The organism is Streptomyces sp. NPDC006655 (assembly GCF_040703965.1).
GTDB lineage: Bacteria > Actinomycetota > Actinomycetes > Streptomycetales > Streptomycetaceae > Streptomyces.
This window is the reverse complement of sequence record NZ_JBEYJU010000002.1, coordinates 55366-68042: the sequence shown is the minus strand read 5'-3', so window position 1 is coordinate 68042 and position 12677 is coordinate 55366. Positions and strand designations below refer to the sequence as shown.

The 12677-nt window shown below is 72.1% G+C and carries 13 protein-coding genes; 7 read left to right on the top strand and 6 right to left on the bottom strand.

Going from position 1 to position 12677, the window contains the following annotated elements; all coding sequences use genetic code 11:
- The first annotated feature begins 22 nt into the window (after positions 1-22).
- The 3 genes from AB0958_RS01450 (at position 23) to AB0958_RS01440 (ending at position 1501) form a co-directional block, all read left to right on the top strand.
- Positions 23-667 (top strand): TetR/AcrR family transcriptional regulator, encoded by a 645-nt coding sequence (locus AB0958_RS01450; RefSeq protein ID WP_358984265.1) that lies wholly within the window; start codon positions 23-25, stop codon positions 665-667.
- Positions 668-826: 159 nt separating this feature from the next.
- Positions 827-1054, top strand: coding sequence for a DUF3107 domain-containing protein (locus AB0958_RS01445; protein WP_207921709.1), 228 nt, complete (start codon positions 827-829; stop codon positions 1052-1054).
- Between the two features lie 174 nt (positions 1055-1228).
- Complete coding sequence (locus AB0958_RS01440) at positions 1229-1501, top strand: hypothetical protein (RefSeq protein ID WP_361334590.1); 273 nt, start codon at positions 1229-1231, stop codon at positions 1499-1501.
- A 55-nt stretch (positions 1502-1556) separates the two neighbouring features.
- Here the strand turns inward: AB0958_RS01440 and AB0958_RS01435 are convergent, their stop codons facing one another.
- Positions 1557-2303, bottom strand: coding sequence for a ferritin-like fold-containing protein (locus AB0958_RS01435; RefSeq protein ID WP_366888235.1), 747 nt, complete (start codon positions 2301-2303; stop codon positions 1557-1559).
- Between the two features lie 574 nt (positions 2304-2877).
- Between AB0958_RS01435 and AB0958_RS01430 the strand changes: the two genes are divergently transcribed.
- On the top strand, positions 2878-5667 hold the full coding sequence (locus AB0958_RS01430) for a DEAD/DEAH box helicase (protein ID WP_366888234.1): 2790 nt from the start codon (positions 2878-2880) through the stop codon (positions 5665-5667).
- A gap of 199 nt (positions 5668-5866) precedes the next feature.
- Here AB0958_RS01430 and AB0958_RS01425 read toward each other — a convergent pair whose 3' ends face one another.
- The gene (locus tag AB0958_RS01425) at positions 5867-7201 is read right to left on the bottom strand and encodes an alpha/beta hydrolase (RefSeq protein ID WP_366888232.1); all 1335 of its coding nucleotides are present in this window, start codon (positions 7199-7201) and stop codon (positions 5867-5869) included.
- A gap of 67 nt (positions 7202-7268) precedes the next feature.
- Between AB0958_RS01425 and AB0958_RS01420 the strand changes: the two genes are divergently transcribed.
- Complete coding sequence (locus AB0958_RS01420) at positions 7269-7886, top strand: TetR-like C-terminal domain-containing protein (protein WP_366888231.1); 618 nt, start codon at positions 7269-7271, stop codon at positions 7884-7886.
- A gap of 77 nt (positions 7887-7963) precedes the next feature.
- A complete protein-coding gene (locus AB0958_RS01415; protein WP_366888229.1) occupies positions 7964-8830 on the top strand; it encodes an alpha/beta hydrolase in 867 nt (288 codons plus the stop codon).
- 36 nt (positions 8831-8866) lie between these two features.
- On the opposite strand, the gene AB0958_RS01410 is transcribed toward AB0958_RS01415, so the two are convergent.
- Positions 8867-9769: an NYN domain-containing protein gene (locus AB0958_RS01410; RefSeq protein WP_366888355.1), complete on the bottom strand. Its 903-nt coding sequence runs from the start codon at positions 9767-9769 to the stop codon at positions 8867-8869.
- A 160-nt stretch (positions 9770-9929) separates the two neighbouring features.
- On the opposite strand from AB0958_RS01410, the gene AB0958_RS01405 reads away from it, so the two are divergent.
- Positions 9930-10082 carry a hypothetical protein gene (locus tag AB0958_RS01405; RefSeq protein WP_165941569.1) on the top strand — a complete coding sequence of 51 codons (153 nt, stop codon included), beginning with the start codon at positions 9930-9932 and terminating at the stop codon, positions 10080-10082.
- Positions 10083-10194: 112 nt separating this feature from the next.
- On the opposite strand, the gene AB0958_RS01400 is transcribed toward AB0958_RS01405, so the two are convergent.
- From AB0958_RS01400 to AB0958_RS01390, 3 genes are all read right to left on the bottom strand, one after another.
- Positions 10195-10800, bottom strand: coding sequence for a MarC family protein (locus tag AB0958_RS01400; RefSeq protein WP_366888228.1), 606 nt, complete (start codon positions 10798-10800; stop codon positions 10195-10197).
- Between the two features lie 117 nt (positions 10801-10917).
- On the bottom strand, positions 10918-11775 hold the full coding sequence (locus tag AB0958_RS01395) for a PHP domain-containing protein (RefSeq protein WP_366888227.1): 858 nt from the start codon (positions 11773-11775) through the stop codon (positions 10918-10920).
- 148 nt (positions 11776-11923) lie between these two features.
- Positions 11924-12565 (bottom strand): DUF6758 family protein, encoded by a 642-nt coding sequence (locus AB0958_RS01390; RefSeq protein ID WP_366888225.1) that lies wholly within the window; start codon positions 12563-12565, stop codon positions 11924-11926.
- Positions 12566-12677: the final 112 nt, after the last annotated feature.

The following is a 12677-nucleotide window of genomic DNA, read 5'->3' as shown; positions in this document are numbered from 1 at the left end:
GTGGACGACTTTGGGAGGCGGCGTGACAGCTATCGAGCAGACAGAGGCGGCACGCCCGCGGGGCACTCGCCTGCCGCGCCGTGCCCGACGGAACCAGCTGCTGGGCGCCGCCCAGGAGGTTTTCGTCGCACAGGGGTACCACGCGGCCGCGATGGACGACATCGCCGAACGCGCCGGTGTCAGCAAACCCGTTCTCTACCAGCACTTCCCGGGCAAGCTCGACCTGTACCTGGCGCTGCTGGACCAGCACTGCGACGCCCTGATCCAGGCGGTACGCGGCGCGCTGGCGTCGACCACCGACAACAAGCAGCGCGTCCGCGCGACCATGGACGCCTACTTCGCGTACGTCGAGGACGACGGCGGTGCCTTCCGGCTGGTCTTCGAGTCCGACCTGACGAACGAGCCCGCGGTGCGCGAGCGCGTCGACAAGGTGACGACGGAGTGCGCCGAGGCGATCTGCGACGTGATCGCCGAGGACACCGGGCTCTCGCGCGCGGAGTCGATGCTGCTGGCCTCCGGCCTCGGCGGTCTCGCCCAGGTGGTGGCGCGCTCCTGGCTGCACAGCGACCGCAGCGTCCCGCGCGACCAGGCGGTTCAGCTGCTGGCCTCGCTGGCCTGGCGGGGCATCGCCGGTTTCCCGCTGCACGGCATCGATTCCCACCACTGACCGGACCGGCGCCCGCGGGCGCCGGTCGCGCCGCATTCCCGATCGCTGTTCGCTCCTGGCGTGCACGCCCGCAGCGTGTACGTCCCCTCACCGGGCTAATGTGTGCAGCGTACGGCGCGTAAGGTCGCGCACTTCACTGACCGTCGGAGGGACATAGCCGTGGAGGTCAAGATCGGCGTGCAGCACGCGCCTCGCGAGATCGTTCTGGAGAGCGGTCTGAACGCCGAAGAGGTCGAACGCCTCGTCGCCGACGCGCTGTCGGGCAAGTCGCAGGTGCTGTCCCTGGAGGACGAGCGCGGCCGCAAGGTCCTGGTCCCGACGGACCGCCTCGCGTACGTCGAGCTCGGCGAACCGACCGTGCGCAAGGTCGGCTTCAGCGCGCTCTAGCCACAGCACGACGCAGGGGCCCGGCGGACACGTGTCCGCCGGGCCCCTGCGTCGTGTCCGTCCTCCCCGTGCGGCCCACACGTCCCCCACAGAGGAGGATTGCATTCCGCAGGTCACGGGTATGACGGGCTACGACCGTGAAGCACCGGCCGGCCGTGGGAGGGACCCCCCGTGATGTTCCTGGAAGTCCTTGGATCCGCCCTGCTCGGCCTGGCCCTGGCGTGGGCCGCGAACAGCCGCCTGTCCCACCGTCTTCCGGCCCGCCCGCTGGTGTTCTCCACGGGAGTCGCGGGAGCCCTGTTCGGGGACTTCGTCACCCACAGCGCGCTGGGCCCCGGCACGGCCTTCGTGAGCCTCGTGGGAGCGGCGGTCGTCTCGGCGGCGTCCCTCTCCCTGCTGCTGCGGCCCACGGGCCGCCGCCTGCGCCGACGATCGATCCCGGCGTAGCTCCCGACGCCGAGGACCCCCGGCCGCCCCCGGACCGAAGCCCCCGCGACGGGCGTCAGGCGGCCAGGCCCAGCGCGGCCATCCGCTTCGTGTGCGCCTCGGTGATCCGCGAGAACATCCGCCCCACCTCGGCGAGATCGAAGCCGTCGGCGACCCCGCCCACCAACATGGTCGACAACGCGTCCCGGTCAGCGACGACGCGCTGCGACTGGGACAGCGCCTCCCCCATCAACCGCCGCGCCCACAGCGCCAGTCGGCCCCCCACCCGGGGATCGGCGTCGATGGCGGCCCGTACCTTCTCCACCGCGAACCCGGCATGCCCCGTGTCGTCGAGCACGGCCAGCACCAGCTCGCGCGTGTCGGTGTCCAGCCGGGCCGCGACCTCCCGGTAGAAGTCACTGGCGATCGAGTCGCCGACGTACGCCTTCACCAGGCCCTCCAGCCAGTCCGACGGCGCCGTCTGCCGGTGGAAGCCGTCGAGGGCCGCGACGAACGGGTCCATGGCCTGTGCCGCGTCCTCGCCGATCTCCGTCAGCCGGTTCCGCAACCGCTCGAAGTGGTGGAACTCGGCCGACGCCATCTTCGCCAGCTCGGCCTTGTCGGCCAGCGTGGGCGCCAGCTTGGCGTCCTCCGCGAGGCGCTCGAACGCCGCGAGCTCGCCGTACGCGAGCGCGCCGAGCAGGTCCACGACCGCGGCTCGGTACTGCGGGTCGGCGGCCGCCTGCCCCCAGTCCTGGGCGGCGACACCGGTCGGTACGGCGGAGGCGGTCTCAGGCTTGTCAGAGCTCGTCATGAAGCGCACAATAGCCCGCTCGCCGCCTCGGGGAAGCGCTGGGGGAACTCCCCGAGCGGTCCCCGGGCGCCCCCTCACGAGTCCCGGAAAGTCACGGAAGTCCTGGGGGAAGCTCCTGGTCAGCCACCGCGAGTACCACGACGTGACCAAATCGGCCATCGCATGTGCACGATTCCGGGGTATGGTGGTAATGCGCCTGCTGGTACGCCGTCTGTTTCAGACGTGCCTCGACAGGCCGCACGTATGAGGATGCCCGGTCGGTGGCCCGATCGGCTCCGAACCGCCAGCCCTCCCGGCGCGTACGGCACATCGCGTACGTCGACCGGAGGGAGACACCCTCAGCGGTACGAGCGCTAGAGCGTCGGCAGAGGTCCCGTGCACTACGGCGTGCCCCCCACAGCCCGTCCGTAAGGCAGCCGACGTCCCCGGCACGGTCCGTCAAAGACCCCCGCGCTCGCCTCGTGCCGCGCCACACAGAAGAGGCAGCACCCTGACTACGACGTTTCGAGAACTCGGGATCCTCCCCGAGACCGCCGAGGCCCTGGAAGCCGTCGGCATCATCAACCCCTTCCCCATCCAGGAGATGACACTCCCGGTCGCCCTGTCCGGCACCGACGTCATCGGCCAGGCCAAGACCGGCACCGGCAAGACCCTCGGCTTCGGTCTGCCGCTCCTGGAGCGCGTGACCGTCCCCGCCGACGTGGAGGCCGGCCGCGCCGCCCCCGAGGCCCTCACCAACGCCCCGCAGGCGCTCGTGGTCGTCCCCACCCGCGAGCTGTGCACCCAGGTCACCAACGACCTGCTGACGGCCGGCAAGGTCCGCAACGTACGCGTTCTCGCCATCTACGGCGGCCGGGCCTACGAGCCGCAGGTCGAGGCCCTGAAGAAGGGTGTCGACGTCGTCGTCGGCACGCCGGGCCGCCTCCTCGACCTCGCGGGCCAGCGCAAGCTCGACCTCAAGCACATCAAGTCGCTCGTCCTCGACGAGGCCGACGAGATGCTCGACCTGGGCTTCCTGCCGGACGTCGAGAAGATCATCGGCATGCTTCCGGCCAAGCGCCAGACCATGCTGTTCTCGGCCACCATGCCGGGCGCGGTCATCGGCCTCGCACGCCGGTACATGAGCCAGCCCACCCACATCCGCGCCACCGCGCCGGACGACGAGGGCGCGACCGTCGCGAACATCGCGCAGTTCGTCTACCGCGCGCACTCCATGGACAAGCCGGAGATGATCGCGCGCATACTGCAGGCCGAGGGCCGCGGGCTCGCGATGATCTTCTGCCGCACCAAGCGCACCGCCGCCGACATCGCCGAGCAGCTCCAGCACCGCGGTTTCGCCTCCGGCGCCGTCCACGGGGACCTCGGCCAGGGCGCCCGCGAGCAGGCGCTGCGCGCCTTCCGCAACGGCAAGGTGGACGTCCTCGTCTGCACCGACGTCGCCGCGCGCGGCATCGACGTCGAGGGTGTCACCCACGTCATCAACTACCAGTCCCCCGAGGACGAGAAGACGTACCTGCACCGCGTCGGCCGTACCGGCCGCGCGGGCGCGTCGGGTACGGCGATCACGTTCGTCGACTGGGACGACATCCCGCGCTGGCAGCTCATCAACAAGGCGCTGGACCTCAAGTTCCCCGAGCCGGTGGAGACCTACTCGACGTCCCCGCACTTCTTCGAGGACCTGAAGATCCCCGCGGGAACCAAGGGTGTCCTGCCACGCGCGGAGCGCACCCGCGCCGGGCTCGACGCGGAGGAGCTGGAGGACCTGGGCGAGACCGGCGGCCGCGGTGGCCGCGGCCGCGCGGGCCGGGGCGGTCGCAACGAGTCCCGCACCGAGTCCCGCACCGAGGAGCGCGAGCGTCCGGCCCGTACCCCGCGTCGCCGTCGTCGCACACGCGGCGGTTCGGCCATGGAACCGGCAGCCGGTACGACGGCCACGTCGCCGGCCGCCGAGTCCGCGGCCCCCGCCGCCGAGGAGGCCCCGGCCCCCCGGACCCCGCGCCGCCGACGCCGTACCCGCGGCGGGGCGTCGCAGGAGCCGGTGACGGCCGCCGCGCCGGTGACCGTGACGCCCGAGGCCGTCGTGGAGACGGTCGAGGCCGTGCCGGAGCAGGACGCGCCGGAGAAGCCGCGCCGCCGCCGCACCCGCCGCACCGCCGAGACCGCGCCGCCGGCGGAGGCCACTGCGGTGACCGCCCCGGTGACGACCCCGGTGACCGAGGTTCCCGAGGCCGCCCCCGCGGCCGTGGAGACGGCCACCGCCGTCGCCGAGCCGAAGCCGCGCCGGACCCGCAAGACGGCAGCCGCCGCCCCGGCGGCCGAGACCGCGGAGGTGACCCCTGAGGTTGCCGTCGAGGCCCCGGTGACCCCGGCCCGCCGCCGCACCCGCAAGGCCGCCGAGCCGGTCGAGCAGGTCGAGCAGGTCGCCACCACGCCGGAGCCGGAGGCCGTCGCCGAGCCGAAGCCGCGCCGTACGCGCAAGGCGACGGCGGCCGCGGAGGTCGCGGTGGACACCGCCGAGGCCACCGAGACCAAGCCCCGCCGCACCCGCAAGACGGCTGCCACCGCCCCGGTCGTCGCCGAGGAGGCCACGGAGGAGGCCAAGCCGCGCCGCCGTACGACGCGCAAGGCTGCCGAGGCCGCGGTCGACACGGCGGAGGCAACGGTCGACACGGCGGACGCCACCGAGGCCAAGCCGCGCCGGACCCGGAAGACGGCAGCCGCCGCCCCGGAGACCGCCGTGGCGGACGCCGAGGCCACGCCGAAGCCGCGCCGGACCCGCAAGACGGCCGCCGCCGCGGAGACCGCCGTGGACACCGCGGAAGCCGCCGAGGCCAAGCCCCGCCGCACCCGGAAGACGGCAGCCGCCGCCACCGAGCCGGTCGAGGCCACGGAAGCGGAAGCCAAGCCGCGCCGGACCCGGAAGACGGTCGCCGCCGCCCCGGAGACCGTCGAGGCCGAAGCCCCCGCGCCCAGGCCGCGCCGCACCCGCAAGGCCGCCGAGGCCGCGGTCGACACCGTCGAAGCCGCCGAGGCCAAGCCGCGCCGGACCCGGAAGACGACAGCCGCCGCCCCGGAGACCGCCGTGGCGGACGCCGAGGCCACGCCGAAGCCGCGCCGGACCCGCAAGACGGCCGCCGCCGCGGAGACCGCCGTGGACACCGCGGAAGCCGCCGAGGCCAAGCCGCGGCGGACCCGGAAGACGGCAGCCGCCGCCACCGCGGAGATTCCGGCACAGGCCAGCGGCGAGCCGGAGGTCAAGCCGAGGAGCCGGACCACCCGCAAGGCGGCCGAGTCCGCGGAGGCGGCCGACACCGAGGCGAAGCCGAAGGTCCGCCGGACCCGGAAGGCGACGGCCACGGCTCCCGAGGCCTGAGCCGACCGAGCCACCACGACGGCCCGGCCCACCCCGCGTGGGCCGGGCCGTCGGCGTTCCCGCCCCCGTGCCGGGCGCCACACCCGCCCCACACAGTGCCCTTTTCCGGACCACGGAGATCGCCCTTGGCTGTACCTGCCGCAGGGCCGGGGCAGCTTCGGGGTTGCGCCCGCCGTTGCCGGCCACGGCTGAACCGTATTCATTTGCGGTCGCGCAGGAAGGCAGGGATCTCGTCGCGGGTCGGGTAGTTCGGCAGGGGTGCTCGCTCGCCCTGAAGGAACGCGGTGATGACGGCGACGGCCCGGTCGTTGTTGTCGTCGATGCCGTTCCACATGTGGTGTCCGACTCCTGGCATGTACTGCGTGCGCTGGATGGCGGGGTCATCGGCGAGGACGGTGGTCTCCCATTGACGGACCTGGGAGGAGCACTCGGCGATCATCAGCATCGCGGGGGTCCGGGAGCGCCTCAGTTGCGGTGCGACGGAGGGTGAGTCCTTGACCGTCTGCTGGATGCGGAGGCTGGCGGCGGGGCTGAAGGAGAAGTTCTGTGCGGTGTCCTCAGCGGGGATGCGGTGCGCGTCACGCGCGCAGTAGGCGGATGACGTGTCGCTGCCGAGATCTGCGGCGGTGAAGGCGTTGACGCCTTCGGCCTGTCCGATCAGTCCGGTGTCGGGACTGAGGAGTCCGAGCCGCATGAGGCCGAAGGCCACGGCGTACCGGGGAACGTGTGTCGATCGCGGCCCGGTCAGGGCCGGCGCGAGGCCGCGCGCGGATTTTCGGCCCTGGTGTCCGGCGATGTGTGCGGTAGGGCCGTCCATGGGGCCGGGCTCGGCGATGATCGCCCGGTGCAGGCGGGCGGCGACGCTCGGGTCAGCCAGGGCTCGGGTGAGCACGGCTCCGCCCGAGGAGAATCCCAGGATGTCGACCTTGCCCTGGTCCAGGCGGTCAATGAAGGCGGCGAGGTCGCGGACCGACCTGGAGATCGTGTACTGGCCCATGGGGAGCAGGTCGCTTCGTCCGCCACCGGCCTGTTCGTAGGCGTAGACGTCGTAGCCCTGGCGTGCCAGGAGTTGCAGGAACCGGTGGTCGAGCACCGAGATGCCACGGACCGGTCCGCCGTTGAGGTACACGAGCGGGACGGGGTGCCGGGTGCCGGGGTCGGCGGCCGGGTAGTGGTACACCGCTACCCGGCTGCCTGTGGTCAGGCTCCAGTGCTGCGTGGCCACGAAGGGCAGGGCGGGCGGGTACCGCCGGGCCGTCGGCACGGTCGGGATGCAGACCGTCGCCGTCAACGCCGCCGCGACGACCATCGGCAGGAACGGCACGAGCCGCGCCGGCCAGGTGCGGTGCCGACCCCGCCACAGCGCGAGGACGGCTCCGACTCCAAGGGTTGTCAACCATGCGGCGAGGCCCGAGCCTGCCCCATCGGTGAGGGCGATCAGTGCGAGAAACACGACGACCAGCATCGTGGCGGCGGCCAGGGCCGGCAGTAAGCGTCCGGTGAAGCGGACGAGGCGTATGGCGGACAGGGGCACGGCAGGCCTCCCACAGTTTCAGAACGCTGTTTCAAAACGACGTTATCAGAGGGGTAGGCTGCCGACCGTGGGTAGACCGAGAACAAACGACGAGGCCGTCAAAGAGCGGCTGGTGGAGTGCGCGACCGAGATGCTCGCCACCCGTCCGCGGGAGTCGCTCACGGTCCGCGCCGTGGCCGCTGCCGCCGAGGCGTCGACGACGGCGGTGTACTCCCTGTTCGGCGGTAAGGACGGGCTGATCGGTGCGGTGCGCGACAGAGCCGTCACCGGCCTGTTCCAGGACCTGTCGGCGGCGCAGACCTCCGCGGACCCTCTCGCCGACCTCTACGCGCTGGCCGTCGCCTACCGTCGCTGGGGACGCGGACACCGCCACCTGTACACGGTGCTGTTCGGTGGTGTGCAGTCCTTCGACCCGTCGGGGGAGGCCGGTGCCAGGGACCCGATCCTTCCGCTCCTCGCGGCGATCGATCGCGCCTTGACGGCGGCCGTCCTCACCGGCGACGCGACGGCGATCGCCCTGTCGATCTGGGCCACCCTGCACGGGCTGGTGACTCTTGAACTGGCCGGGGCCCTGAACGCCACCGCAGCCGAGGCCGCATTCCACTCGTCGATTCACGCCACGCTGCGCGGATGGACGACCCCGGAGGTGTTCCGCAGTCTTCGCCAAGCCGAACTCGCTCGGTGACAGGATCGTCCGGTCAACCGCCCGGATTCACCCACCGTCCCCCGGTGCGTCGCCCGCCGACCGTTACGCTCTCCCCCATGAGCAGGCCCTCTTCCTTCGTCCCGCCCGCCGGTGCTCGTGCGTACGCGCTCGCCACCGCGCGCGGTGAGTTCGCCGTCGTCGACGCGCCCGTGGCGGCCGGGGTGGAGCCGCGGGGGATCGCGCTGCTGCTGCCCGGGTTCACCGGCAGCAAGGAGGACTTCAACCTCCTGCACCCGGCTCTGGGCGCCCACGGGTACCGGACCGTCGCGGTGGACGGCCGTGGGCAGTTCGAGTCGGACGGACCGCAGGACGACGAATCGGCCTACGCCCAGGAGGAGTTGGCACGGGACGTACTGGCGCAGGCGGCGGCCGTCGGCGACGGCCGGCCGGTGCATCTGCTGGGCCACTCCCTGGGCGGTCAGATCGCCCGGGCGGCCGTGCTGCTCGACCCCACGCCGTTCCGGTCGCTGACGCTCATGGCCTCGGGCCCGGCCCAGATCTCCCCCTCCCAGCAGCAGCGCGTGAAGCTGCTGCGGGACGCCCTCGCCGTGATGTCGATGGCCGAGGTGTGGGAGGCGATGCAGGCCCTGGAGGCGCCGGAGGAACTGGACGAGGGCCCGGTGGACCGCGAGGATCTGCGGCGCCGCTGGCTGCACAACAAGCCGGCCCAACTCCTCGCGACCGGCCGCCAGTTGTGCACCGAGCCGGACCGCGTCGCCGAACTCGCCGCCGTCGCGCTGCCGTACCACGTCCTGTCGGGTGCGAGGGACGACACCTGGCCGGTGCCGCTGCTGGACGAGATGGCACTGCGGCTGGGCGCCCGCCGTACGGTCGTCGACGGCGCGGAGCACTCCCCCAACACCGATCGGCCGGCACCCACCGCCGAGGCGATCGCCGCCTTCTGGGAGAGCACGGAAGGCTAGGGCACGACGCGCCTCGCACACCCCGGACGCGCGCCCCTAGTACTGCGTCTGGAGGTGGTCCCAGAAGCCGTCCCGCAGGGCGCGGCGCAGGTCGGCCTGGCCGCGCAGCGAGTACTGGAGGAGGCTCTCGGCCTCGACGAGCAGGTCCTGGTCGACGGATCCGGGCAGGTAGGGGTGGCCGGGCAGCAGTTCGACCAGCGCCTCGCGCCCCCGCGCGGACAGCCACTTCGCGGCGATCTGCGCGCCGACGAAGCGGACGTCCTCGCGGGTGGGTCTGGTGGCGCCGGCGTCGTAGCCGGGGGCGGCGCGCCGGGATACGTACGGCTTGAAGAACTGGAGGTCGAGGGTGCGCTGGCTGTCGACCTCCCAGAGCAGCGGTTCGGCCTGGTTGCGGCCCTCGGGGGACTCGATGCCCCAGAGGTGGACGCGGGCGCCGTACCCCTGGGCGGCCTCGACCGCGGAGACCAGGTCCTCGTCGCCGCCGAGCAGGGCCGCGTCGCTGATCGCGCGGTGCCGGGCGAGTGACTCCAGGTCGGTGCGGATCAGGGAGTCGACACCCTTCTGCTGGTTGTTGGCGTTGAGGTTGCCGAGGCGGACCTTGACGTCGGGGAGTTCGGCGATGGCCTGCTGCTCGGCGGTGTGGATGCGGCGGCGGGCGCCGTCGTACCAGTAGACGCGCAGCAGCCTGCTGTCCGCGAAGATCTGGCGGGCCTTGTCGATGAGGGCCTCGATCAGCCCTTCGGCGTCGAGGTCGAAGGCCCGGCGGTCCTCCGTACCGGCGACGAGCCGGCCCGTGGCCGCGTAGAGGTAGCCCGCGTCGACGAAGATCGCGTGCGTCGAGGGCGTCTTGGCCACTTCGGCGAGCATGCGGGTGAGCAGCTCGTTCGTGCGGTCGATACGGGCCTGGAGGGCAGGGAGGTCGTCGTTCATCACCTCCATTGTCCCGGCGGTCACGCTGCGAACACAACCGGTCCCGGTCAGTCTCGTCGATACTCGTACCGGTCAGTAGTTAGACGTTCGAAAAATTTATTTAGCGTAGGGAATGTTTGTAACACGCAAGTCGTTGGATGGAACGGAACACCAGACGAAGGGAGAGGCCATGCGCTTCGAAATCATGCGACTCGACGAGGTCGACGGCACCACCGTGGACAGCACTGTCGTGGACGCCGCCTCCGTCAACAGGATCGTGCAGCAGGCCGCCGCCGTCGGGCAGCGCCTGTGGATCCGACCGGCCGAGAACCAGACGTCGTAACGGAATACGAGAGACGAGCCACACCGACACGCGGAACACCGCAGAGTCTTCGGAGCCCCCGCACGGCACTCACGCCGTGCGGGGGCTCCGCGCTTGCCGGGGCCTGCGGGGCTCAGGCGCCCTTGATGACCTGGGTGACGCCGTTGATGATCTGCTGCACGGCGATCGCGGACAGCATCATGCCCGCGAGGCGCGTCACCAGGACCACGCCTCCGTCCTTGATGACGCGGATGATCAGCAGCGAGTAGCGCATCACCAGCCACAGCACGACGTGGATGGCGAGGATCGCGGCCCACACGGACATCTGCGAGGCGACGCCGTGGGCCTTCTGCACGGCGAGGATGACCGAGACGATCGCGCCGGGCCCGGCCAGCAGCGGCATCCCCAGCGGTACGAGCGCCACGTTGACGTCCTTGGTCTGCTTCGGCTCGTCGTTCTTGCCGGTGAGCAGGTCGAGGGCGATGAGCAGGAGCAGCAGCCCGCCCGCGATCATCAGCGCGGGCACGGAGACGTGGAGGTAGTCCAGGATCTGGTGCCCCAGGAGGCCGAAGACGGTGATGACACCGCCCGCCACGCAGACCGCCTGGAAGGCCATCCGCTTCTGCACCTTGCCGGGCCGGCCGGCGGTGAGGGCGAGGAAGATCGGGGTGATCCCGGGGGGATCCATGATGACGAAAAGGGTCAGGAAGAGGGAGCCGAACACGGCGAGGTCGAACATGGGTGAGCTACAGGCCTTGCTGAAGGAGCTTGCGAAGAAGCTTGGGAAGGAAGCTGGGGGGAGGAAAGCGTGAGGGGAAAGCCCGGGAAGGGAGACCGGACGGGCGAGGGCCGGGCCTCAGGCCCCGCCGGCCCCCGGGACCGGGAACGCGCCCGTCGCCCGGCGCGTGATCTCGCCGTACACCTCGGGGTCGGTCGTGTACGCGCCGAGCGCCACCGTCTTGCGGCTGCCGTGGTAGTCCGAGGACCCGGTGACCAGCAGACCCAGCTCCGCCGCGAGACCCCGCAGCCGTGCCCGGGTGGCCTCGTCGTGGTCCATGTGGTCGACCTCGATGCCGTCGAGACCGGCCGCGGCCAGCGCGGCGATCGTCGACTCGGGCACCGTGCGCCCGCGCTTGGCGGCTGCCGGATGCGCGAACACGCACACCCCACCGGCGCCCTTGACCAGCCGGATCGCCTCGAAGGGGTCGGTCTCGTGCTTCTCCACGAAGGCGCGGCCGCCGTCGGCCAGCCACTTCTCGGTGAAGGCGCCGTCCACGGTCGGTACGACACCGAGCTCGACGAGCGCGGAGGCGACGTGCGGCCGCCCCACGGACCCGCCCCGGGCGATCCGCTCGACCTGCTCCCAGGTCACCGGCACGTCCAGCGCGTTCAGCTTGGCGATCATGGCCTGGGCGCGCGGCACCCGGTCGTCCCGGACCAGCTCGCGCTCGGCGAGCAGCGCCGGCTCCTCGGGGTCGAAGAGGTAGGCCAGCATGTGCAGGGAGACGCCGTCGACCCGGCAGGACAGCTCTGCCCCGGTCACGAGGGTGAGCCCCGCGGGCAGCGCGGCGACGGCCTCGGCGTACCCGCGGGTGGTGTCGTGATCGGTCACCGCCACGACGTCGAGCCCGGCGGCGGCGGCGTTGCGCACCAGCTCGGCGGGGGTGTCCGTACCGTCGGACGCGGTGGAGTGGCAGTGCAGATCGATGCGCACGACACGGACTCCAGCGGGGCGATACGGATGGGGACGCGTCAAGGATAGCCGCCGGAAGAGGGTGTCCTGTCACACCCGAAAGCCGGGGGCACCCCGTACAGGCGACGCGCAGGAGGCGCGCCCCGAGGGGCGAGGAACCCGCCCGGTCCTACGGCTCCAGCAACCTGGGCGACAGCGCCCCGCAGGGCACGAGGTCCACCTCGGCCCCGGCGTCCCGCAGATCCGTCAGCACCAGCTCGTCGTACATCAGCAGCCCGGTCTGCTCGGGCCACACCACGGCCCACAGCCACAGCCCCCGGGCCTCACCCGCGAAGACGGCCCGGTCGTCGGGCGGCCCGGTGACATGCCACAACGGCGCGGGACGCCCCGCGGCCAGCACCTTCGCCTGCGGCGGCTTCTCCACGCTCATGTACGGCCCGGGATCCGGCCCGTCGATGCCCGCGTACCGTGCACCGAGGCCGACGCCCAGCTCCTCGGCGACCAGGATCATCTCCCCTATCCCGCCGAGCGGTGCGGGCCCGGAGCAGGCGACGGCGGTCGCCCGGCCGCCGCTGCGGTCGTCGCCGGCGCAGGCCACGCCCGTGAACAGCCAGCCGACCGGCAGCGGCCAGGGCATCCACACCGGTACCTGGGTGCGGTGCACCACCACGTCGAGCGCCTCGACGCTGGGCGGGATCACGGGCTGCACCGGGTACACGGTCCCGTGCAGATCGCACTGCCAGGTGTCGGCGAAAAGTCCGGGAGCCCTGACCCGGCCACCACACTTCGGGCAACTGGGTTCGCCCCTCATAGGGCCCCACGGTCCTACCCGGAATCCCCCACGTCAAGGACGATCACCCGTCCGGACCGAACCGTTCACCGGACGGAACTACATGCATCTTGCATTTATTAGCCGACCTAAC

What these genes read in the sequence shown, in the direction of transcription:
- AB0958_RS01410 (WP_366888355.1), bottom strand. Translation starts at nt 9,769, where the DNA reads ATGGAGGTGATGAACGACGACCTCCCTGCCCTCCAGGCCCGTATCGAC.
- AB0958_RS01400 (WP_366888228.1), bottom strand. Translation starts at nt 10,800, where the DNA reads ATGTTCGACCTCGCCGTGTTCGGCTCCCTCTTCCTGACCCTTTTCGTC.
- AB0958_RS01440 (WP_361334590.1), top strand. Translation starts at nt 1,229, where the DNA reads ATGTTCCTGGAAGTCCTTGGATCCGCCCTGCTCGGCCTGGCCCTGGCG.
- AB0958_RS01405 (WP_165941569.1), top strand. Translation starts at nt 9,930, where the DNA reads ATGCGCTTCGAAATCATGCGACTCGACGAGGTCGACGGCACCACCGTG.
- AB0958_RS01430 (WP_366888234.1), top strand. Translation starts at nt 2,878, where the DNA reads ATGACACTCCCGGTCGCCCTGTCCGGCACCGACGTCATCGGCCAGGCC.
- AB0958_RS01415 (WP_366888229.1), top strand. Translation starts at nt 7,964, where the DNA reads ATGAGCAGGCCCTCTTCCTTCGTCCCGCCCGCCGGTGCTCGTGCGTAC.
- AB0958_RS01390 (WP_366888225.1), bottom strand. Translation starts at nt 12,565, where the DNA reads ATGAGGGGCGAACCCAGTTGCCCGAAGTGTGGTGGCCGGGTCAGGGCT.